The organism is Streptomyces sp. NPDC051104 (genome assembly GCF_040682835.1).
GTDB lineage: Bacteria > Actinomycetota > Actinomycetes > Streptomycetales > Streptomycetaceae > Streptomyces > Streptomyces cynarae.
This window is the reverse complement of record NZ_JBFBBS010000017.1, coordinates 117,830-138,136: the sequence shown is the minus strand read 5'-3', so window position 1 is coordinate 138,136 and position 20,307 is coordinate 117,830. Positions and strand designations below refer to the sequence as shown.

The 20,307-nt window shown below is 72.4% G+C and carries 20 protein-coding genes and 2 pseudogenes; 11 read left to right on the top strand and 11 right to left on the bottom strand.

Translation table 11 applies throughout. The features are described from left to right. Positions 1–623 (bottom strand): maltotransferase domain-containing protein (locus tag AB0N14_RS23490; RefSeq protein ID WP_366027655.1); only part of this gene is annotated, 623 nt, incomplete at its 3' end. 84 nt (positions 624–707) lie between these two features. After that, complete coding sequence (locus tag AB0N14_RS23485; RefSeq protein WP_366027654.1) at positions 708–953, bottom strand: DUF5133 domain-containing protein; 246 nt, start codon at positions 951–953, stop codon at positions 708–710. A gap of 237 nt (positions 954–1,190) precedes the next feature. On the opposite strand from AB0N14_RS23485, the gene AB0N14_RS23480 reads away from it, so the two are divergent. The 3 genes from AB0N14_RS23480 to AB0N14_RS23470 all read left to right on the top strand — a co-directional run bounded on the left by AB0N14_RS23480 (position 1,191) and on the right by AB0N14_RS23470 (position 3,253). Beyond that, positions 1,191–1,721 (top strand): pep a2, encoded by a 531-nt coding sequence (locus AB0N14_RS23480; protein ID WP_366027653.1) that lies wholly within the window; start codon positions 1,191–1,193, stop codon positions 1,719–1,721. 172 nt (positions 1,722–1,893) lie between these two features. Further along, complete coding sequence (locus AB0N14_RS23475; protein WP_366027652.1) at positions 1,894–2,514, top strand: L-threonylcarbamoyladenylate synthase; 621 nt, start codon at positions 1,894–1,896, stop codon at positions 2,512–2,514. 178 nt (positions 2,515–2,692) lie between these two features. Further along, positions 2,693–3,253 (top strand): hemerythrin domain-containing protein, encoded by a 561-nt coding sequence (locus AB0N14_RS23470; protein WP_366027651.1) that lies wholly within the window; start codon positions 2,693–2,695, stop codon positions 3,251–3,253. A 190-nt stretch (positions 3,254–3,443) separates the two neighbouring features. On the opposite strand, the gene AB0N14_RS23465 is transcribed toward AB0N14_RS23470, so the two are convergent. Beyond that, on the bottom strand, positions 3,444–3,995 hold the full coding sequence (locus AB0N14_RS23465) for a hypothetical protein (protein ID WP_366027650.1): 552 nt from the start codon (positions 3,993–3,995) through the stop codon (positions 3,444–3,446). Positions 3,996–4,191: 196 nt separating this feature from the next. On the opposite strand from AB0N14_RS23465, the gene AB0N14_RS23460 reads away from it, so the two are divergent. From AB0N14_RS23460 to AB0N14_RS23450, 3 genes are all read left to right on the top strand, one after another. Next, positions 4,192–4,458: a DUF1876 domain-containing protein gene (locus AB0N14_RS23460; RefSeq protein ID WP_366027649.1), complete on the top strand. Its 267-nt coding sequence runs from the start codon at positions 4,192–4,194 to the stop codon at positions 4,456–4,458. A 253-nt stretch (positions 4,459–4,711) separates the two neighbouring features. After that, on the top strand, positions 4,712–5,167 hold the full coding sequence (locus AB0N14_RS23455; RefSeq protein WP_366027648.1) for a cyclic nucleotide-binding domain-containing protein: 456 nt from the start codon (positions 4,712–4,714) through the stop codon (positions 5,165–5,167). Positions 5,168–5,216: 49 nt separating this feature from the next. Next, a complete protein-coding gene (locus AB0N14_RS23450) occupies positions 5,217–5,870 on the top strand; it encodes a CBS domain-containing protein (protein ID WP_366027647.1) in 654 nt (217 codons plus the stop codon). 33 nt (positions 5,871–5,903) lie between these two features. Here the strand turns inward: AB0N14_RS23450 and AB0N14_RS23445 are convergent, their stop codons facing one another. The 6 genes from AB0N14_RS23445 to AB0N14_RS23420 form a co-directional block, all read right to left on the bottom strand. Next, positions 5,904–6,482, bottom strand: coding sequence for a hypothetical protein (locus tag AB0N14_RS23445; protein ID WP_366027646.1), 579 nt, complete (start codon positions 6,480–6,482; stop codon positions 5,904–5,906). Between the two features lie 24 nt (positions 6,483–6,506). Then, the gene (locus AB0N14_RS23440) at positions 6,507–7,229 is read right to left on the bottom strand and encodes a CBS domain-containing protein (RefSeq protein WP_366027645.1); all 723 of its coding nucleotides are present in this window, start codon (positions 7,227–7,229) and stop codon (positions 6,507–6,509) included. Between the two features lie 51 nt (positions 7,230–7,280). Then, on the bottom strand, positions 7,281–7,967 hold the full coding sequence (locus tag AB0N14_RS23435; RefSeq protein ID WP_366027644.1) for a pyridoxamine 5'-phosphate oxidase family protein: 687 nt from the start codon (positions 7,965–7,967) through the stop codon (positions 7,281–7,283). A 19-nt stretch (positions 7,968–7,986) separates the two neighbouring features. Further along, positions 7,987–9,054 carry a zinc-dependent alcohol dehydrogenase family protein gene (locus AB0N14_RS23430; protein ID WP_366027643.1) on the bottom strand — a complete coding sequence of 356 codons (1,068 nt, stop codon included), beginning with the start codon at positions 9,052–9,054 and terminating at the stop codon, positions 7,987–7,989. 312 nt (positions 9,055–9,366) lie between these two features. Continuing rightward, positions 9,367–11,745: a phosphoketolase family protein gene (locus AB0N14_RS23425; RefSeq protein WP_366027642.1), complete on the bottom strand. Its 2,379-nt coding sequence runs from the start codon at positions 11,743–11,745 to the stop codon at positions 9,367–9,369. 161 nt (positions 11,746–11,906) lie between these two features. Then, positions 11,907–12,794, bottom strand: coding sequence for a universal stress protein (locus AB0N14_RS23420; protein WP_366027641.1), 888 nt, complete (start codon positions 12,792–12,794; stop codon positions 11,907–11,909). A 289-nt stretch (positions 12,795–13,083) separates the two neighbouring features. On the opposite strand from AB0N14_RS23420, the gene AB0N14_RS23415 reads away from it, so the two are divergent. Further along, the gene (locus tag AB0N14_RS23415) at positions 13,084–13,548 is read left to right on the top strand and encodes a cyclic nucleotide-binding domain-containing protein (RefSeq protein WP_366027640.1); all 465 of its coding nucleotides are present in this window, start codon (positions 13,084–13,086) and stop codon (positions 13,546–13,548) included. A gap of 213 nt (positions 13,549–13,761) precedes the next feature. Next, on the top strand, positions 13,762–14,463 hold the full coding sequence (locus AB0N14_RS23410) for a response regulator transcription factor (protein WP_366027639.1): 702 nt from the start codon (positions 13,762–13,764) through the stop codon (positions 14,461–14,463). 193 nt (positions 14,464–14,656) lie between these two features. Here AB0N14_RS23410 and AB0N14_RS23405 read toward each other — a convergent pair whose 3' ends face one another. Then, entirely contained in the window at positions 14,657–16,390 is a 1,734-nt protein-coding gene (locus tag AB0N14_RS23405) for a GAF domain-containing protein (protein ID WP_366027638.1), read from the bottom strand. 239 nt (positions 16,391–16,629) lie between these two features. Between AB0N14_RS23405 and AB0N14_RS23400 the strand changes: the two genes are divergently transcribed. From AB0N14_RS23400 to AB0N14_RS23390, 3 genes and pseudogenes are all read left to right on the top strand, one after another. Further along, a complete protein-coding gene (locus AB0N14_RS23400) occupies positions 16,630–17,790 on the top strand; it encodes an AI-2E family transporter (protein ID WP_366027667.1) in 1,161 nt (386 codons plus the stop codon). Between the two features lie 93 nt (positions 17,791–17,883). Continuing rightward, positions 17,884–19,461, top strand: coding sequence for a N,N-dimethylformamidase beta subunit family domain-containing protein (locus AB0N14_RS23395; protein ID WP_366027637.1), 1,578 nt, complete (start codon positions 17,884–17,886; stop codon positions 19,459–19,461). Positions 19,462–19,516: 55 nt separating this feature from the next. After that, a pseudogene (locus AB0N14_RS23390) lies at positions 19,517–19,925 on the top strand (carboxymuconolactone decarboxylase family protein); the annotation flags it as partial. Between the two features lie 53 nt (positions 19,926–19,978). Here the strand turns inward: AB0N14_RS23390 and AB0N14_RS23385 are convergent. Next, a pseudogene (locus AB0N14_RS23385) lies at positions 19,979–20,293 on the bottom strand (aminotransferase class IV); the annotation flags it as partial. Positions 20,294–20,307 lie beyond the last annotated feature (14 nt).

Genomic DNA, 20,307 nt, shown 5'->3' with positions numbered 1-20,307 from the left:
ACCACCAACGGCAACGGATCAGAGGACGTCACCAGTTCACGCAGCGGATACCGCGCCAGCACCGCATCCACCTCAGGCGTCAGCGCAGCCGCGAGGCGTGCGACCGGTGGGCGGGACTCGTCGCGCAGGGCGCGGGCTGCCGCGCGCAGCAGCTCCCCCAGCGGTGCTTGCGGCACTCCCCCGGCCGCGCGCTCGTAGAGGTCGGCGCCCTCCTCCAGGACCAGGGCGACGTCGATGCGGGACGGAACCTTGATCCGGGCGTGCCGGCACCAGGTGGTGACCGGATCGCTCCACGCCTCCACGGCGTAGGTCCAGCGGCCGGCCGACAGCGGGGTCACCTCGGCGCCCCAGCGGTCGCTGCCCGGCTCCAGCTCGCGCATCGGCGTCCACGGGCCGGGGCGGCCCTCGGGGTCGCAGAGGACGACGTTGGCGCCGATCGCGCCCTGCCCCTCACCGAAGACCGTGGCGGTGACCTGGAAGGTCTCCCCCTCCACCGCCTTGGCGGCGCGTCGGCCGCCGTCGACGGCCGGACGGACGTCCACGATCGGTATGCGTCCGATCGAGGCCCTCGCGCCCCCGGCGACAGGGCTCGCCCCGTCCCGGTGCGCGGCCTGCTGTTCCATCCGTCTTCGCCTCCTTCGCCGTCGACGAGCTCGGTGGGCGCCGGCTCTGCGGTCATGGGTCCAGGGCTGCGTACGGCGCTCTGCCTACCCGTCCGTCGAAGCTGCCGGGGAGGGGCGTGCGGTCCGCTCACTGTGCGTGCGGAGATACAGCTCGGCGGCGTCGGCGGCCTCGCGTGCGCAGCGCTCCCCCATGAGCACGCACAGGCTGTAGCCGGTGCTCTCGAAAGCGCCGCGCACCTCCCGGTCGTCGGGGGACGCAAGCATCAGGCGCTCCCACTCCCGATACCGCTTCAGATGTCTGGCGACCTCGGCTCTGGCCGGCAGGGGCATGGCACCGGTCACCTCCGATCTCAGCGCTGAGCGTTTCACCTATGGTGCACGGCCCATCACTCAGCGTCCTGTTCGGCATTCAATCACCGGGGCTGAAGGGCTTCCTGTTGCACGAATGGAGTAGTGCTCGCACTCTGGGACTGACTCGAGAGCGACGACCGCTCACGCTTCGTGATCGGGGCCCGCCCACAGGGGCGAGGAGGAGCGAGAGCTTGCGCCGGTGAGGAGCCAACGACAATGAAGACCGCAGCGCCCTGCTACTACCACCTCGACGTCGAGGTCAGCCCGGAGCGGATCGGGCATGTCCGGCGGATCCTGGCCGCCCACCTCCGCTACTGGGATCTGGAGATCCTCGTCGAACCCGTCTGCCAGTGCGCCGAAGCGCTGCTGCGGACGATCGACGCCCACGCCGCGGACAAGAACACCACCATCGAGATGTGGTGGAACGGTCACCACCTGATCACCGCTGTCCAGGACAGCGAGCGCGACATCCGGCCGCACTACGCGCCGAGCGGCTGTCTGGTGCAGATCGCGGCGCTGAGCAACGGCTGGGGCTGCTGCGCCACCGACGCCGGCGGAAAGATCATCTGGTTCTCGCAACGGGCCCGGGCCGGCGATCCCGCTGCGCTCGTGCCAGTGGGCCCCGCGCCGAGTCTGCGCGAGACCCGCCCCCTCCCGCGCGCTCTGCCGCTCACGGCGGACGCCACGGGGCGGGAGCGGGAGGCCGCGAGGGCCGGACGACGCGAGCCGGTCGCGGCCCCCGCCTGACCACCGCGGCAAGCCGAACCCCTGCCGGGCGGCACACCCCGCCGCCCGGTGACCTCAGACCCAACGGAAGCCGGGAGCCCGACTCGCCGTCAAGGGTCTGCGCACCACGGACATGTGCGCCCGAGGTTCGGCCACGTGGACAGCGCACCCCCGCGTGATCGACACTCGGCGGATGGCGAAGTACTTCGACGTTCATCCCGACAACCCGCAGCCACGCACGATCGGCCAGGTCGCCGACAGCATCCGTGACGGTGCGCTCGTGGTGTATCCGACGGACTCCTGCTTCGCGCTGGGTTGCCGGCTGGGCAGCCGGGACGGCATGGAGCGTATCCGGGCGATCCGCCATCTCGACGAGCGGCACCACTTCACCCTGGTCTGCCGGGACTTCGCGCAGCTCGGCCAGTTCGTGTACGTCGACAAGGACGTGTTCCGCGCGATCAAGGCCTCGACGCCCGGGAGCTACACGTTCATCCTGCCCGCGACCCGAGAGGTGCCGCGCAAGCTGCTGCACCCGAAGAAGAAGACGGTCGGGGTCCGCATCCCCGACCACGTGGTGGCGCAGGCGCTGCTGGCCGAGCTCGGCGAGCCGCTGCTGTCGAGCACCCTGCTCCTGCCCGGCGAGGAGGAGCCGCTGACCCAGGGCTGGGAGATCAAGGAGCGGCTCGACCACGTCGTGGACGCCGTGGTCGACTCCGGGGACTGCGGCACCGAACCGACGACGGTCATCGACTTCTCCGGGGGCGAGCCCGAGATCGTACGCAAGGGAGCGGGCGACACCTCACGCTTCGAGTGACGTCGCGCTCCCCGAGCCGCACCGGTGAGGTGGCCGTTCGGCCGATCCGGGGACTACCGGCGGCTGCCGTTATCGCCCTGTTTGTCCGGGGAAATGATGTCCGGGCGGTTCAGGGCTGCCACAAGCAGCCCGGACAGCCGTCCGCCCCACACATCAGCCACGTCACAGGGAGGCCGCCATGGCACACGGTGGCGACGTCATCGCCGAGCTCACCACCGACCACCGGGAGGTGGAAAGCCTCTTCCAGCGGATCGAGTCGCTGCCCAGCGGCCACAAGGACCGCCGCAAGCTGGCCGACGAGATGACGATCGAACTCGTACGGCATTCCGTCGCGGAGGAGCAGTACCTGTACCCGGCGGTGCGGGAGCACGTCGAGGGCGGCGGCGCGATCGCCGACAAGGAGCTCGCCGACCACGCGAGGGTGGAGCAGGCCCTCAAACAGCTGGAGGGGTGCTCCGTCGAGGACCCCGAGTTCGACCGGACGTTCATGACCGTGAAGAACGAGGTGACCACGCACGTCCAGGACGAGGAGGACAACCTCTTTCCCAGGCTGCGACAGGCCTGCGGCCAGGAGATGCTCGACCAGCTCGGCGACAAGATCCGCACCGCCAAGAAGACGGCCCCCACGCGCCCCCACCCGGCCGCTCCCGACACACCGCCGCTCAACAAACTGCTCGCGCCGGGGACGGGCCTGGTCGACCGGGTCCGCGACTTCGTCACCGGCCGCGGCCGCTCCTGAACGAGGGAGCAGCCCGCCTGAACGCGGGAGCCGCAGGCTTGGACACGGGAGCCGCCGGCTTGGACACGGGAGCAGTCGCCCGCGGTCGGCCGGTCGGGGAGCGAAGGGTGCGGGCGCCTCGGATGTCGGCGATCCCGTCCCTCAGGGTCCTCGGGGCCGAGTCACCCGGCGCCCTCGCGGCCCACCCGCGTCAGCCGGCGACCGGGTCCCCGAGAGGGCCGCCCTCGTCCACGGGCTCGCCGTGCAGTCGCTTCACGAGGGAGTCCCGGTGCAGGCCGGCGAGCGGCGCCAGCAGGTCGGGGTGGCGCAGCAGGGGCGCCGCCCTGCGGTCCTGCTCACCCGGGTCGGTGAGCCTACGGAAGTCGAACACCAGCCCCCGGGCGTGCTCGCTGCCGTCGAGTGCCGCGACGGCGTCACCGGCGAGGGACGGCATGGTCAGCAGGCAGGCCGCCCAGCTGGCGACCACCTCGTCCACCCAGGTCCGCCAGCCGGCGTCGGCCTCGTCGACGGCCGCCGCCTCCGCTCCGGTCAGCCAGTCCAGGCGGTCGGAGCCGCCGGGCCCGACGAACACGACGAGGGCCGCGTCGGCCTCGGTGGGGTAGCGCAGCCAGGCGGCGACCATGACGGCCTGGGACGCCTGGGCCTCGGCGAGGGCGGCGTCCAGGGCTCCTCCGGTCCCGGGATAGGAGCGCAGCAGCCACTGGGTGGTGGCGGCTATGACGGGGGACAGATCGGCTGACATCGGCGTCACGCTACCGGCCGGCCGGAAACGGAGAAATGGCGCCAATCACAGGGGGAGCCCACCAAACGGTGTGATCCGTCACAGGTGCGGCCCACGGCCGCGGCACGCCGGTGTGGACCGGACCTGGAGACAGGCGCAGGCTGGAAGAAGCCGAAGAAGAGGGACGAACACCTCGTGGTGCGGGGAAGTGATCCCGATGGAAGCCAAGCAGTGGACCGTGGACATCTACATCACCGAGGACGGCGACGACACCCATGCCCGCGCCGTGCTGAGGACGCCTGACACGTCGACCGTCGCCGGCAGAGGCGCGGCCCGGCGCAACCCCGTCGACCGGCCGATCCCCGAGATCGGCGACGAGCTCGCTGCCAGCCGGGCCCTGGAGGACCTCGCCATCCGGCTGCACGACGTCGCCTCCGAGGACATCGTCCAGATGGCCGGCATGGCCGGCCCTGCCCGACCGTGACGGGTGTTTCGCGCCCCTGGAGGGCCATGGGGCCGATCGGCCCTGGTGGCCGCGGCGGGTGCGTGGTGTGCTGATGGTGACGGGAAGGACCTGCGAAAGACGCGGGGAAGCGGCCGGCGGCCGCGCACCGCGCAATCAGGATCCGAGAGAACCGGATGGGTCCTTCCCGCCCGTCATGCGTCCTGTGGAGTCCCAGCGCCGAGTGTGGCACGCCCGGCCTTCGCGGCGGCAGGAACGAGAGGACAGTGAAGCCATGGCCTCTGTCACCACCGTGGGCGCGGCCCTTCCCGCCGAGCACCGCGAGCGGCTGATGCGGATCGCCCGCGAGGTCTCCTTCGACGAGGGGACCCGGCTGTTCGAGGAAGGCCGGCGGGCCGACCGGTTCTGGATCGTACGGACCGGCACCGTGGCCCTGGACGTGCATGTGCCCGGCCGCCGGCCCGCCGTCATCGAGTCGCTGGGCCACGGCGAGCTGGTGGGCTGGTCCTGGCACTTCGAACCGCATGTCTGGCAGTCGGGTGCCGAGGCCATGTCCCCGGTGCGGGCCTACGAGTTCGACGCGGTGACCGTGCGGGCGATGTGCGCCGAGGACCCCGAGTTCGGCCGTGCCGTCGCCGTCTGGGTGGGCCAGGTCCTCGCCCACCGGCTGAACGCGGCCCGCATCCGGCTGCTCGACCTGTACGGCCCCTACGGCAGCGGCAGCCCCTGAGAGCCGGTGCCCGACCGCCGGGGACCGTGTCCGACGCCGAGGAGGAACCGTGACCGCCGGCCCGCACGTCGTCAGCGACGTGATGACGCACACCGTCGTCGCCGTCGGCCGTGACGCCCCGTTCAAGGACATCGTCAGGCTCATGGAGCAGTGGAAGGTCAGCGCGCTGCCCGTGCTGGAGGGCGAGGGCCGGGTGGTCGGCGTGGTCTCCGAGGCCGACCTGCTGCCCAAGGAGGAGTTCCGCGACAGCGATCCGGACCCGTACACGCTGGCGCGGCGCCTGTCCGACCTGGCCAAGGCCGGGGCGCTGACCGCGGGCGAGCTGATGACCGCTCCGGCGGTCACCGTGCACGCCGACTCGACCCTCGCCCAGGCCGCCCGCATCATGGCCCTGCGCAAGGTGAAGCGGCTCCCCGTGGTCAACGACGAGGGGCTCCTCGAGGGGGTCGTCAGCCGCGCCGACCTGCTCAAGGTGTTCCTGCGGGAGGAGAACGACATCGCCGACGAGATACGCCGCGACATAGTCGACGTCCTCTTCCCCGCACCCGTGGAGCCGATCCACGTCATGGTCGCCGAGGGTGTCGTCACCCTCACGGGGAAGGTGAGGGACACGACCATGATCCCCATGACCGTCCGGCTGGCGCGTGCCGTCGAGGGTGTGGTCGACGTGGACTGCCACCTCTCCGGGGCCGAGACGGGCTGACCGCCGACCGCGCGCTTCAGCAGGTGCAGGTCCCTACCGCCACTGCGGCCCGACACACTCCCACTCCCGGTCCCATTCCTCCATGCGCTGCCGCTCCAGGCGCCCGCGCACCAGCCACCCGCAGGCCAGCACCCCGCCCGCGGCACCGCATCCGACGATCGTGCCCACGAGCGATGCCTGCAGCCGTGTCTCGGCGCCGGTGGCCGGTTTGGACACCAGGTTCCCGCCGTCGTTCGTCCACACGGTGACCGGGTCTCCCGCCTTCAACCCGGGCTCGACCCTCGCCAGACCCGTGTGCGGGCCTCCGGGTGCGCTCCAGCGGACGTTCGCCCACACGCCGCCGTTGCCGTAGGCGTGCACGTCTTCCGTGGTTCGCGCCGCGTCCTGGGTCAGGAGCGCCCGCACGGGGTTGGAGTGGGCGGCCCGCACGGCCAGACCGTGTTCCACGGCGCCCGCCGCCGCACGCCCAGCGAGCACCCCGGCCAGCAGGACCAGCAACCAGGTGACGAGGACGATCCAGGCCTCGAAGCGGTCGCTGCGCCGCAGCAGCGGATTACGCCGCCACCGCCACAGCCACACCCTCGTCCCCGCCGTACGACAGGTCGTCGCCATCGGTCGTCACCTTCTCGGGGCGCGTCATCTGACGCTGCCGGCTCTCCGGGGCCGCCGCGACGCCTCGTCCCGCGGGAAGTCGGCCTCGAGGTCCGGAACCCGGGGCGGCCCCATGAGCGCGCAGTCCACGTCCACCACGCCCTCGACACCCCGCACCAGCCGTGCCGTGACGGGCACGAGACCGGTGTCGCGGACGCGGCCGGTGAGCCGCACGACGCCGTCCCGCACCTCCACGCGGACCGGCTCCACCGGGGCGGGGAAGAGACGGGCGACGATCTCGCGGCGGATCTCCTCGGCGATGTCCTCGTCGTCGCGCAGGTACACCTTGAGCAGGTCGGAGCGGCTGACGATGCCGAGCAGCGTGCCCTCGTCGTCGACCACCGGAAGACGTTTCACCCTGGCCTGGGCCATGGTCCGGGCGGCCTGGGCGAGGGTCGCCTCCACGTGGACGGTGACGGCGGGCGCGGTCATGAGCTCCTCGGCGGTCACCGCGCCGGCCTTGGCGAGGTCGGCCGCCCGCTCCAGCGACGCGTACCGGCCGGGTTCACCGTCGCGGAGCTCCTGCTTGCGCAGCAGGTCGGCCTCGGAGACGACGCCGACGACCCGGTTGCCCTCCTGCAGGACGGGCAGGGCGCTGACCTTCCAGTCTCCCATGGCCTTGACGATGTCCTTGAACGTCGCCGCGTGGCCGACGGCGACGACCCTTCGGGTCATGACGTCGCCGACGAGGTGGGGGGTGCCGTGCATGGTGTCCTCCGATCCGTGCCACAGGCGTCCGGGCGAGGGCCGCCGGCCCGGTCATACGGTGATGCGCCGTCCGGTGATTCTGTGGGGATCGATACGGATCCACAGGTCCCGTTGCCCGCCCGCCCACGGCGTGCTGTACGCCTGCTCCTCCAGCCGCCGGACGGCGTCGGGGTCCGTGACGGTGCGGGCGTGTCCGCACACGAGCACGCTCCAGCCCTGGCTGAACGATCCGTCGATGCGGTCCACCTCGAAGGCCACCTGGGAGTCGGCGGCCTGCGAGGGCACCGCCTCCGGGGCGGTCCTGAAGACGATCGAGCCGCCGACGACGCCGTAGTTGACGGGAACGATCACCGGCCCCGACTCCGTGGGCACCGCGAGCCGCCCCACGCCGTGCGTGCACAGCAGGTCCCGGCACTCCCGGATACTGAGTTCGGTGAACTTCGGGTGCCCTCCGGCCTGTCCCAGGCCGGGCGGCAGGTCGACGTCCCCGCCGGTGAGTTCGAGCACGGTGGTCTCCAGTGCGCCGGCCAGCCTCAGCAGGGTGCTGACGCCGGGCGCGGCGGTGGGCTGCTCCTCCAGGTACTGCAGATAGCTGGAGGCCATGCCGGCCCGGTGCGCCGCCTCCTTCCGGGACAGTCCCAGCTCCTCACGCCGCAGGGCGATCCGGCGTCCGAGATTTCCGGGTGGGTGGTGACCCTGGTGACCCTCCACCGCGTCCGGCGATGCGTGTGTGGGCATGGCGCGTCACTTCCTTCCGTCAGGTCGCCCGGACGGCGACGACTTCGTGCTGCTCCCCGCCCAGTACGACCTTGAGCGCGCCGGTGTCGGCGCCCCGGCCGAAGACGTCGTACGCCTCCTCCATCCGGTCCAGCGGGAAGGTGTGCGTGACCAGCGACGAGGTGGGCAGCCGGCCGGCGGCCGCCATCCGCAGCAGCGTGGGCGTGGAGTAGGTGTCGACCAGGCCGGTGGTGATGGTGACGTTCCTGCTCCACAGGTCCTCCAGGTGCAGGGTCACGGGCCGCCCGTGCACGCCGATGTTGGCGATGTGCCCGCCGGGCCGCACCACGCGTGTGCACAGCTCGAAGCTCTCCGGCACGCCGACCGCCTCGATGACCACGTCCGCGCCCAGTCCGTCGGTGAGGTCGGCGATCAGCTCCTGGGCATCGACGGGGTCGGCCAGGGCATCGGCGCCGAGCCCCTTGGCGGCGTCCAGCCGCATCGCGGCCGGGTCCACGGCGACGATCCGCTCGGGGGCGAACAGCCGGGCGGTGGCGATCGCCGCGAGCCCGATGGGCCCGGCTCCGACGACGACCACGCTGTCCCCGGGGCGGACGTGTCCGTTGAGCACGCCCACCTCGTAGGCGGTGGGGAAGATGTCCGCGAGCAGCACGGCGTCCTTGCTGTCGACCGCGCCGGGCATGGCGTGCACGGACAGGTCGGCGTGGGGCACCCGGACGTACTCGGCCTGGGTTCCGTCGATGACATGCCCGAGGGTCCAGCCTCCGCCGCCGCGGCACTGGCCGTACGTCCGCTCCCAGCAGTAGCCGCACCGGCCGCAGGCGGTGATGCAGGAGACCAGGACGCGCTCCCCCGGCTGTACGGCGTGCAGGTCCCGTCCGGCCTCCACGATCTCGCCGACCGCCTCGTGCCCCAGCACCGTGCCGGGGCGCACCTCGGGCACGTCACCCTTGAGGATGTGCAGATCCGTCCCGCAGATGGTGGTGGTCTCGACGCGCACGATCGCGTCGGTGGATTCCTTGATGTCCGGGTCCGGGACCTCCTCCCAGGCGGACTTTCCGGGGCCGTGGAAGACGAAGCCCTTCATGACGATCCTTCCTTCCTCCCCCCGGGCCGGGGCCCGGGGACCGTCCGGAAGCCGGTACGGCGGTACATCCGGCGTCGAGCCGGATTTCCCCATCACATCCAGCTTGTCCCACCTTGCGGGGTTCTGCTTGGGCCGGTCGGCCCCGATCACCGGCCGGGCCCGAGCGGGCCGCACGAAGGGAAGCGAACGGGATTTTCGAGTACCCCTCTGCGCGCCCCTGCCTCTGCTGACCACCGCCGAAGCCGGGCGAGATCCCGCCGCTTAGGAGGTCACTCCTGCCGGTCCCGGGGTCACCGGCCCTGGGCAGGTGGGTCAGGACGCCCACGTCCAGTCCGCGACCTCCGGCATGTCCGTACCGTGATCGCGGATCCACGCCTCGTGGCGGGTGCGGACGTCGGCCATCTGCTGGCGCACGGCGGCGGCCCGCACCGCGAGGCCGGGGACGCGGTCGATGACGTCCATGACCAGGCGGTAGCGGTCGAGGTCGTTGCGGACCACCATGTCGAACGGCGTGGTCGTGGTCCCGGCCTCCTTGTAGCCGCGCACGTGCAGGTTCCGGTGGCCGGTGCGGCGGTAGGCCAGGCGGTGGATCAGCCACGGGTAGCCGTGGTACGCGAAGATCACCGGCTTGTCGGCGGTGAACACGCCGTCGTACTCGAAGTCCGTCATGCCGTGCGGATGTTCCTCGCGCGGCATCAGCCGGGCCAAGTCGACCACGTTGACCACCCGGACCGCGAGCTCGGGCAGATGCCGGCGCAGCAGCTGCGCGGCGGCCAGCACCTCCTGCGTCGGCACGTCCCCGGCGCAGGCGAGGACCACGTCGGGCTCCCCGCCGTTCTCGGTGCCCGCCCAGTCCCAGATCCCGGCGCCGCGCGCAGTGTGGGCGCGGGCCTGGTCCAGGGACAGCCAGTCGAAGCACGGCTGTTTGCCCGCCACGATCACGTTGACGTAGTCGCGGCTGCGCAGGGCGTGGTCCGCCACGGACAGCAGTGTGTTGGCGTCCGGCGGCAGATAGACCCGGACCACCTCCGGGCTCTTGTTGAGGACGTGGTCGACGAAGCCGGGGTCCTGGTGGGAGAAGCCGTTGTGGTCCTGGCGCCACACGTGCGAGGTCAGCAGGTAGTTGAGGGAGGCGATGGGGGCGCGCCAGGGCAGCCGCCGGGACGTCTTCAGCCACTTGATGTGCTGGTTGACCATCGAGTCGACGATGTGGACGAACGCCTCGTAGCAGGAGAACAGTCCGTGGCGGCCGGTGAGGAGGTAGCCCTCCAGCCAGCCCTGGCAGAGGTGTTCGGAGAGGATCTCCATCACACGGCCGTGCCGGTCGAGGTGTTCGTCGACCTGGAGCACCTGGGCCTGCCAGGCCTTGCCGCTGGCGTCGAGGACGGCCTGCAGCCGGTTGGAGGCGGTCTCGTCCGGGCCGACCAGTCGGAAGTCCCGCCGTTCCGCGGTGTCCTTCATGATCTGTCGCAGCAGGCCGCCGAGGACGCGGGTGGGTTCGTGCAGGGCCGAGCCCGGCTTCTCGACGGGTACCGCGAAGTCGTCCAGGGACGGGATGGGCAGGCCCCGGACGAGCAGCCCGCCGTTGGCGTGCGGGGTGGCGCCGAGCCTGCGGGCACCGGAGGGCACGCAGGCGAGCACGTCGGCGCGCGGGCGGCCGCCGGCGTCGAAGAGTTCCTCGGGCCGGTAGGACTTCAGCCAGGCCTCCAACTGGCGCAGGTGCTCGGGGTTCTCGCGGACGCCCGCCAGCGGCACCTGGTGGGAGCGCCAGGTCCCGGCGACCGGCTCGCCGTCCACCTCGGCGGGCCCGGTCCAGCCCTTGGGTGTGCGCAGCACGATCACCGGCCAGTGCGGCCGCTCGGCCGCCTCGTCCTCGCGTGCCGTGCGCTGCAGCTCGGCGATGCGGTCCAGGGCGGCGTCGAAGGCCTCCGCCATGGCGCGGTGCACCTGGAGGGGGTCGTCGCTGGTGACGTGGATCGGCTCGTGGCCGTATCCCCGCAGCAGTTCGTCGAGTTCGGGCTCGGGGAGCCGGGCCAGGACGGTCGGGTTCGCGATCTTGTAGCCGTTGAGGTGGAGGATCGGCAGGACCGCGCCGTCGTGGACGGGGTCGAGGAACTTGTTGGAGTGCCAGGAGGCGGCAAGCGGACCGGTCTCCGCCTCGCCGTCACCGATCACGCAGGCGACCACGAGGTCCGGGTTGTCGAAGGCGGCTCCGTAGGCGTGGGCGAGCGAGTAGCCGAGTTCGCCGCCCTCGTGGATGGAGCCCGGCACGTCCGGTGCGACATGGCTGGGTACGCCGCCCGGGAAGGAGAACTGCTTGAACAGCTTCGCCATCCCTTCCGCGTCCCGTGTCACGTCCGGGTAGGTCTCGCTGTAGCTGCCGTCCAGCCAGGAGCCCGCGAACACGGACGGTCCGCCGTGCCCGGGTCCCCAGATGCACAGGGCGTTCAGGTCGCGCGCCCTGATGACGCGGTTGAGGTGGGTGTACACCAGGTTGAGCCCGGGGGAGGTGCCCCAGTGGCCGAGGAGGCGGGGTTTGATGTGCTCGGGCCTGAGTGGCTCGGTCAGCAGCGGGTTGGACATCAGGTAGATCTGACCGGCGGCCAGGTAGTTGGCGGCCCGCCAGTGGGCGTCGAGGGTGTGCAGTTCCTCGTCGGTCAGTACGGTGCCGGGGTGCTCGGCGTCGGGCATCTGAGACTCCACACGTCGTCGGGGTGTTCATCGGGCGCGGCGGGCTGGGGTACCCGTTGTGCGGGGATACGAACGCCGCCGGTCCCGTCCGTCGAGGGGAAGACGGCGACCGGACAGGCGGCATGGTGCAGCGGGGCCGGACCGCCGTCCCGAGCCCGGTGTCAGGCATGCGGGACGACGGCGACCGGACAGGCCACATGGTGGAGAACGGCGTGCGCGACGGAGCCGATGTGCGGGCCGAACAGGCCGTCCCGCGTCCGGCGCCCCACGACGACGAGACAGGCGCGGGTGGAGGCCCGCACCAGCTGCGGGGCCGGGCGGCCCGTGGAGACGGTCTCGGACACCGGGACCCCGGGAAACTTCTCGCGCCAGGGCCGCAGCGCGGCGTTCACGAGGTGTTCCTGTTCGGCCAGCACCTCGGGTCCGCCGGCCGCGTGCGCATGGACGTCGCCGACGGCGTGGACCACGTGCAGCGCGGTGCCGCGGCGGCGGGCCGAGTCGAAGGCGAACCCGATCGGCTCGTCGAGCGGGTCCCGCGGGTCCAGCCCGAGCACGACGTCGCGGTAGGGGGTCTCGGGGATCTCCTCGGGCGAGACGCCGTCCAGGACCGGCAGGTGCTCGTCGACGGAGGTCTCACCGGCGCGTACGAGCACCACGGGGCGCGATGCCCTGGCGACGACACGCTGGGACACCCAGCCGATCACGAACCCGGCGACGCGGCCCAGACCACGGGATCCGAGCACCAGCATCTCCGAATCCTCGGCCGCGGCGAGCAACGCGGTCACCGGGGACTCGGCCGACAGAAGAGCCTCCACCTCCAGCCCCTGATGTGCGGCGCGAACGCTGCGCACGGCCCGCTCCAGGATCTGCTCCCCGACCGCGCGCCGGTCGTCCCCGCACCCGCCGGACGGCGCCGGGAGCGGCTGCCGCCTCCAGGCGTGGACGACGTGGAGCGGCGCACCCCGGCGCAGCGCCTCCCGGGCTGCCCAGTGGGCGGCCGCGAGGCTCTCGCCGGACGCGTCGACTCCCGCGGTAACCGGCCGGACCATGGGCGCACCTCCTGTCCGGGCTCTGCTGTCCCTGCGTCGAGCCTGGCGCGGGAACGGCGTCGCGCGCAGGGGCCGCAGGGACCCATCAGGGGGCCCGAACGGCCCAACGCCCCCACGCCCGGCCAGTCACCTTCCGGGGCCCCGGCCAGGGCGCATGACCCCAGGTGGCCGGGGTCGCCGGCGCGGTGCCGGACGTCCCGGCCCGGGGCCGGGTGGCCCATGGCCAGGGGCGGGGAGGCGGGGTCACGCTGGGAGCGTCGGGTTGCCACGCCGCCCCCTGGAGGCCGTGATGAACGCTCCCCCCACGACCAGCATGCTGCGTGCGCTGCCCCTCGCGCACCGCGAGCACCTGATGCGCACCGCCCGTGAGGTGACCTTCCCCCAGGGAACGCGCCTGTGCGAGGAGGGCGGACGCGCCGACCGGTTCTGGATCATCCGCTCCGGCACCGTCGACCTCGATCTGCACGTGCCCGGCCGCCGCGCCGCGGTCATCGAGACCCTGGGGCACGACGAACTCCTCGGCTGGTCCTGGCTGTTCGGCCCGCACGCCTGGCACCTGGGCGCCAAGACGACGACGCCGGTGCGGGCGTACGAGTTCGACGCCGCAGCGGTCCGCTCGATGTGCCAGGACGATCCGGTGCTCGGCTTCGCGGTCGCCCAGTGGATGGGCGGCATCCTGTCCTACCGCCTCGGCTCGGAACGCACCCGGCTGCTGGACCTGTACGCCCCCTACGGCAGCGGCACCTTCGGCTGACGAGGGCCAGGCGAGGTGACCGGGACGGCTCCTCCTGGGGTGGCTCGTCGGCGGGGCTGTCGGCCCGCGGCGACAGGGCCGAAAAGGGCGCACGGCGGCGAGTGGGGCCGGTCGGCCCTAGTGCGTGCGGGCGGGGCGCGTGATGATCGTCGACAGTGGGCGGCCCACGGTCCGTCCTTCGGCAGAGGTTCGACAGGGGAACGAGGAGTCGTCATGGCCGAGGCGCGCACCTTCAGCGAGCAGGACCCGATCCGGGTGTTCCTGCTGGACGACCACGAGGTCGTACGGCGCGGCCTGGCCGACCTGCTGGACGCCGAACCCGACATCTCGGTGGTCGGGGACGCCGACACCGTCGAACACGCGCTCACCCGTGGTCCGGCGGTGCGGCCGGATGTGGCCGTCCTCGATGTGCGCCTGCCGGACGGCGACGGCATCACCGTCTGCCGTGAGCTGCGCAGCCACATGCCGGAGCTGGCCTGTCTGATGCTGACCTCGTTCGACGACGAGGACGCGCTGCTCGACGCGATCATGGCGGGCGCCTCGGGGTACGTCCTGAAGCAGATCAGGGGCTCCGACCTGGTGTCCGCGGTCCGCACCGTCGCCTCCGGCCAGTCGATGCTCGACCCGGCGACGACCGCGCGGCTGATGCACTCGCTGCGCGCCGACCCCGCCGAGCAGCCGACCCTGTCGCCCGAACTCGCGAGTCTGTCCCCGCGCGAGCGTGACATCCTCGCGCTGATCGGGGACGGGCTGACCAACCGGGAGATCGGCAAGAGGCTCTATCTGTCGGAGAAGACGGTCAAGAACCACATCTCGCGGCTGCTGGCCAAGCTGGGCGTGCAGCGCCGCGTCCAGGCGGCCGTCCTCGCCACCCATCTGGAACCGTCCGAGTCGGCGGAACGCAGCGCCCGCTGAGCCGTGCCGTAGGCACTTCGGAACGCCGCACCGTCAGTCACCCGCCGACCGCATCGTCACTCGCCCGCCGACCGCACCACCACTCGCCCGCGAGCCGCACCGTCAGTCCCCGCCGACCGCACCACCACTCGCCCGCCGGCCGCACCACCACTCGCCCGCAAGCCGCACCGTCAGTCCCCGCCGAGCCGCATCATCACTCGCCCGCCGGCCGCACAGGAACACGCCACACCAGCCGTGTCCCGCCGCCCTGCGGGCGTTCCCCCACGCCGAGCGTGCCGCCGAGGGCGACGGCCCGTTCCTCGAGGTTCCGCAGGCCGCTGCGGACGGCACCGGCCGGCACGCCGCAGCCGTCGTCGGCCACCGTGAGGGTCAGCTCGCGCCCGCAGAGCCGCAGATGGACGTCCACCGACCGTGCCCCGGAGTGCCGGGCCGCGTTGCTCAGGGCCTCCCCGAGCACGGCGGTCACATCGTCGGCGACGTCACCCGGGACGTCCGTTTCCACCAGGCCCTCGATGCGCAGCGCGGGCGTGAAACCCAGCGAGTCGGCCGACGCCGTCACCGCCTCCGACACCCGTCTGCGCAGCCCGGACTCCTCCCGCCGCCGGTCGCCGTGTGCGCGCAGCCCGAAGATGGTGGACCGGATGATCTTGATGGTCTCGTCGAGGTCGTCGACGGTCCGCGAGAGCCGTTCGGCGGCCTCGGGGTGGTCGACGAAGCGCTGGGTGCTCTGCAGGGTCATGCCGGCCGCGAACAGCCGTTGGATGGCGAGGTCGTGCAGATCGCGGGCGATCCGGTCGTGGTCCTTGAGCAGCGTGATCTGCTCGGCGTCCCGGCGCCGCTCGGCCAGCTCCAGCGCCAGCGCCGCCTGCCCCGCGAAGCCGAGCAGGGGGCCGGCGTCGGTGTCCGTGAACGGGGTGCGCCCCGCGGTGCGCCCCAGCACCAGGACGCCGATGGACTTGCCGCTCGCCACCAGCGGTACGCCGACCACGGGTCCGAGTCCGGCCCACAGCGCCGAGTCCGGGTCGATCCGGGGGTCGTGCCGGATGTCGGGACTGACCACCGGTTCGGCGGTGCTCAGCGCGGCCTCCACGAAACCGTCCTGCCGGGACATCACGAGGCCGCGGCGCCTGTCGGCCTCGAGACCGACCGCGAGCAGCGGGCGCAGCACGTCCTCCCCGGGCACCCGTTCGGCGATCATGCCGACCTCTGCGGAGGCGATCCGGCGCGCCTGCTCGACGATCAGCTCCAGCACGTCCGCGCTCGGGGCACCCGACAACAGGGCGCTCGTGACCTGGGAGCTGGCCCTCACCCAGCGCTCACGCAGCCGTGTCTCCTCGTACAGCCGGGCGTTCTCGATGGCGACGCCGGCCGCCACCGCCAGGGCGGAGAGCACGGCCTCGTCCTCGGCGTCGAACTCCTCGGCACCGCGCTTCTCGGTGAGGTAGAGGTTGCCGAACACCTGGTCGCGGACCCTGATCGGCACGCCGAGGAAGGAGTGCATCGGCGGGTGGTGGGCCGGGAAGCCGTAGGAGGCCGGGTGGTCGGAGAGCTGTGACAGGCGCAGCGGCTCCGGATGGCGGATCAGCTCGCCGAGGATGCCGTGCCCGCTGGGCAGCGCCCCGATCCCGGTCCGCGCGTCCTCGCTGACGCCGACGGTGAGGAACTGGGAGAGCGTGAGGTCGTCGCCGATGACGCCCAGCGCGCCGTACTCGGCGTCGACGAGCACCACGGCCGCCTCGACGATGCTGCGCAGCACCTGCGCCAGATCGAGTTCGCGTCCGACCGACAGGACGGCCTGAAGGAGGCGGCGCACCCGGTCCTGGGTGCCGCGTGCCGCGTCGATGCGGGCCTGCAGTTCGTCCAGCAGCTCGTCAAGCCGCAGCTGGGGCAGGTGCTGCTCGGACCGCCCGCGCGCTTCCCCGCTCATCGATTCCTCCGGCCGGATCGCGCAGACAGGGTGCGGGTCAACGGCGACTCTCCCGCCCTCACGATACTGACTTTCCGCCCGGACGGCGGCCTCTTGCGCTCACTCGGAGTGACCCGTCGGCGGTGCGCGCGGGGCGGGGTCACGGCGTCGGCCATGGGGGCGCGTGGTGTGGCGGTCCGTGTGCGGTTGGTGCCTACTGACTTCAGCAGGTGACCGGCAGTCGGCGCGCGGGAGGTGTGGTGGCGGACGCGGGCGGGACGGGGCGGGGGCGGCGCAGGGTGGGTGTGGTGCGGGGCAGCCGGCCGTCCCCGTCCGTGCGCCTCCCTCCGCGAGCCCGGGCCACCGAACGGGTGCCCGCGTCCGAGCGTGTCGTTCCCTGGCTGCGCGTCGCCGCCGCCTACGCCTGGCGCCTGGTCCTCGTCGGGCTCGTCGTCTACGGCATCTTCACCATTCTGGGCCGCTTCCAGCTCATCGCCGTCTCGTGGTTCCTCGCACTGGTGATCACCTCGGTGCTGCGTCCCCTGGCCGACCTGCTCGGCCGCTGGTTGCCACGGCCCCTGACCGTCGCGGTCTCCCTCGTCGGAAGCCTGCTGCTCCTGCTCGCCCTGTTCGCCCTCGTGGGTGAGGCGGTGGCGGGCGAGTGGGGAAAGCTGACCGGGGAGTTCCGCGGCGGCATCGACAGGATCGAGCGATGGCTCGAGCGCCCGCCGCTCCGGCTCAGTCACAAGAGTCTCTCGCATCTGCAGAACCAGATCGGCTCGTATCTCTCGTCCCACCGGGCAGCCGTGTTCAGCAGCGCCCTCAGCGGCCTGAGCCGGGTCGTCGAGCTGGTCACCGGGCTCGCCCTCGCGCTGTTCTTCGCCGTCTTCTTCATCCACTCGGGCGAACGCCTGTGGTCCTGGGTGCGCGACCAGCTCCTCCCCCGGGGTGCCCGACCGGCGTGGGACCGGGCGGGGCACGCGGCCTGGCGGACCTTCGCCGGGTACACGCGGGGCATCATCATCGTGGCCGCAACCAACGCCATCCTCGTCGGCATCGTCCTGCTGTTGCTTCGGGTGCCGCTCGCGCTGCCGCTCACCCTGCTGGAGTTCTTCGCCACGTTCGTGCCGCTGGTCGGCTCGCCGGTGGCGCTCGCTGTGGCCACCGTGGTCGCCCTGGCCGGGCGCGGTCCGATCACGGCGGCGGCCGTGGTGCTGCTCATCGTCGTCATCGGAGAGATCGAGGGGCACGTCCTGCATCCCCTCGTGATGAGCTGGGCCGTCCGCCTGCACCCTCTGGTCGTCGCCGTCTCCGTCCTCGCGGGCAGCATCGTCGCGGGCGTGATCGGTGCCGTGGTGGCCGTGCCGTTCGTGTCCGTCGCATGGGCGGTGCTGCAGGCGCTGCGCCCGGCGCCTCCTTGAGGCGCGGGCCCCCGCGTGCTGTGCCACGCTGACTCGCGGAGGGAGCGGTGGACACCCGAGCCGGACGCACGGGAGGCGATGACGGGAGGCGATGTGGGCCCTGACCAGCGAGAGGTGCCGCGGCACGGGACGGAGCACATACCGGGGCTGCGGCGCAGGACCTTCCTGGAAGCGTGCGCGGGCGCCGGGCTCGTCGCGGCGGCCGCCGCCTGCGACCCGGCCCCTTCCGCACACGACCATCCGTCGGCGGCCGCTTCGCACCGCCCCGAGGCGGAGCGGGACCGCGCCGGGACGCCCGATTGGCGTATCCGCTCCCAAGGTCCCGCGGCGGCCGTCGTCGGGTATGCGGACCGGGTGAGCGTGACCCCGGGCGAGGAGTGCGGTCTGTACGTGTCGACGACCGCCTCCTCCTTCCGTGTCTCGGCCTTCCGCGTGGGGTGGTACGGCGGGGCCGAGGCCCGGCTGGTCTGGTCCTCCGGGCGCGTAAGGGGCCGCGTCCAGGCGGAGCCGCAACTGACGTCCGGCACCCGCACCATTCGCACCGACTGGAAGCGCACGCTCGCCTTCAGCACGGCGGGCTGGCCGGAGGGCGCGTATCTGCTGCGGCTGGACGCGGAGGGCGGCCACCGGCGGTACGTCCCGCTGATCGTGCGCTCCACGCGGGGCGCGGGCCGTACGGTGCTGATGCACGCCCCGGCGACCTGGCAGGCGTACAACCGGTGGGGCGGTTACAGCCTCTACGAGGGTCCCTCCGGTGCGTATGCCGCCCGGTCCCTCGCCGTCAGCTTCGACCGGCCCTACGACTCCAGCGGCGCGGAGAAGTTCCTGGTGTACGAGCGGGCGGCGGTGGTGCTGGCCGAACGGCTCGGCGTTCCCCTCGCCTACACCACCGGGATGGACGTCCACCGCGACCCGGGCGTGCTGCGCGGGGCGAGGGCCGTCATCTGCCTCGGTCACGACGAGTACTGGACCCCGGAGCAGCGCCGGCACGTCACCGAGGCTCGCGACGCGGGCACCAACGTGGCCTTCCTCGGCGCCAACACCTGCTTCCGCCGGGTCCGGCTGGAGCAGGGCGAGGCGAGGCCCGACCGTACGGTGGTCTGCTACAAGTCCTCCTTCCGCGCCGACCCCTGCTACAGCACCCACCCCAGGCTGGTGACGACGGACTTCCGTCAGGCCCCGGGGGCCGACCCGGAGTCGTCGATGACGGGCGTGCTGTACGAGGGGTATCCGACGGACGCGCGGTACGTCGTGCACGCGGCGGACCACTGGCTTTACGAGGGGACGGGTGTACGCCCCGGAGACGGCTTCGGCCATCTGGTCGGTGTGGAGTACGACCGGGTCACCCCGGACGCCCCCGTCCCGGAGCCCTTGGAGATCACGGCCCATTCGCCGCTGGTGTGCAACGGCCGGCGCAGCACCAGCGACTCGGCGTACTACACGGTGCCGAGCGGGGCGGGGGTCTTCGCCACCGGCACGATGCGCTGGGTGGAGGCCCTGATGGCCGGCACCCCGGACGGGGGCCACGACCACGGCATGGACGCCCGCACCCGCGCCTTCGTCACCCGGACGACGGAGAACCTGCTGCACGCCTTCGCGCTCGGCCCGGCCGCCCGCCATCGCCCCGCGCCGCGCCCGAACGTGAAGGAGGTGTACAGGGGATCGGCGTGAAAGGAATTCCCGGTGTCCCGCCGGCCGGTCCTCATTTCAGGGACAAAGTCGCCCCATGGTCAAAAGCGAATCTCCTTCCCGAGCCTCCCTCAAGCGCGTTACTCCCGAGGTGTCGGGTGCCATGGGCGTGCTGCACCAGGCCGCAGTTTCCGCGGCGCTGGACGCCAAGGTCGAGCCGGAAATCCTGGAACTGATCCGCATTCGGGGCCTCGCAGATCAACGGGTGTGCGTCCTGTCTCGACATGCACACCAAGGACGCCCGCGCCCAGGGTCAGAGCGAGCAGCGGATCTACGCGCTCAACGCCTGGCGGGAGACGCCGTTCTTCACCGAGCGGGAGCGTGCCGCACTGGCGTTGACCGAGGCGGTGACCCCGGTGCACGACGGGCACGTCCCGGACGGGGTCCATGCCGAAGCGGCGGAGGCCTTCGACGAGGCGCAGATCGCGGCGCTGATCCGGGCGGCGCCTTCCTGGATGAGGGCGACGGTCACCCCGGCGAGGACGGGCGGGTGCGGTGAGGGCAGGCACACGGTGTCCTCCCCCCACCACACCACGCTGGAGCGGGCGACCTCCAGCACCACCCCGGACGGGGTGATCAGCACGGCCTCCTCGGCGCCGCGCAGCGAGGCCCGGTTGCGGACCCGGGCCAGCCGGTCCAGGTCCGGGCCCTTGCGGCGGGGCACGTCCGCGGGTCGGGCTGGCCCACCGCCCACACCCGCACATCCGGCACGAGCGGCGGCGCCTGACGCAACCGCAGCCTCAACCGGGGTGGCTGAACGGCGAGTTCCACCCGCGGGAACCGGCTCCCCCGTGCGCGGCAGCGCGGCTGTCATGTCCGCCAGACTCG

Excerpts from the sequence above, each read along its gene's own strand:
- AB0N14_RS23485 (WP_366027654.1), bottom strand. The coding sequence starts at position 953 with ATGCCCCTGCCGGCCAGAGCCGAGGTCGCCAGACATCTGAAGCGGTAT.
- AB0N14_RS23480 (WP_366027653.1), top strand. The coding sequence starts at position 1,191 with ATGAAGACCGCAGCGCCCTGCTACTACCACCTCGACGTCGAGGTCAGC.
- AB0N14_RS23475 (WP_366027652.1), top strand. The coding sequence starts at position 1,894 with ATGGCGAAGTACTTCGACGTTCATCCCGACAACCCGCAGCCACGCACG.
- AB0N14_RS23470 (WP_366027651.1), top strand. The coding sequence starts at position 2,693 with ATGGCACACGGTGGCGACGTCATCGCCGAGCTCACCACCGACCACCGG.
- AB0N14_RS23465 (WP_366027650.1), bottom strand. The coding sequence starts at position 3,995 with ATGTCAGCCGATCTGTCCCCCGTCATAGCCGCCACCACCCAGTGGCTG.
- AB0N14_RS23460 (WP_366027649.1), top strand. The coding sequence starts at position 4,192 with ATGGAAGCCAAGCAGTGGACCGTGGACATCTACATCACCGAGGACGGC.
- AB0N14_RS23455 (WP_366027648.1), top strand. The coding sequence starts at position 4,712 with ATGGCCTCTGTCACCACCGTGGGCGCGGCCCTTCCCGCCGAGCACCGC.
- AB0N14_RS23445 (WP_366027646.1), bottom strand. The coding sequence starts at position 6,482 with ATGGCGACGACCTGTCGTACGGCGGGGACGAGGGTGTGGCTGTGGCGG.
- AB0N14_RS23440 (WP_366027645.1), bottom strand. The coding sequence starts at position 7,229 with ATGCACGGCACCCCCCACCTCGTCGGCGACGTCATGACCCGAAGGGTC.
- AB0N14_RS23435 (WP_366027644.1), bottom strand. The coding sequence starts at position 7,967 with ATGCCCACACACGCATCGCCGGACGCGGTGGAGGGTCACCAGGGTCAC.
- AB0N14_RS23430 (WP_366027643.1), bottom strand. The coding sequence starts at position 9,054 with ATGAAGGGCTTCGTCTTCCACGGCCCCGGAAAGTCCGCCTGGGAGGAG.
- AB0N14_RS23425 (WP_366027642.1), bottom strand. The coding sequence starts at position 11,745 with ATGCCCGACGCCGAGCACCCCGGCACCGTACTGACCGACGAGGAACTG.
- AB0N14_RS23420 (WP_366027641.1), bottom strand. The coding sequence starts at position 12,794 with ATGGTCCGGCCGGTTACCGCGGGAGTCGACGCGTCCGGCGAGAGCCTC.
- AB0N14_RS23415 (WP_366027640.1), top strand. The coding sequence starts at position 13,084 with ATGAACGCTCCCCCCACGACCAGCATGCTGCGTGCGCTGCCCCTCGCG.
- AB0N14_RS23410 (WP_366027639.1), top strand. The coding sequence starts at position 13,762 with ATGGCCGAGGCGCGCACCTTCAGCGAGCAGGACCCGATCCGGGTGTTC.
- AB0N14_RS23405 (WP_366027638.1), bottom strand. The coding sequence starts at position 16,390 with ATGAGCGGGGAAGCGCGCGGGCGGTCCGAGCAGCACCTGCCCCAGCTG.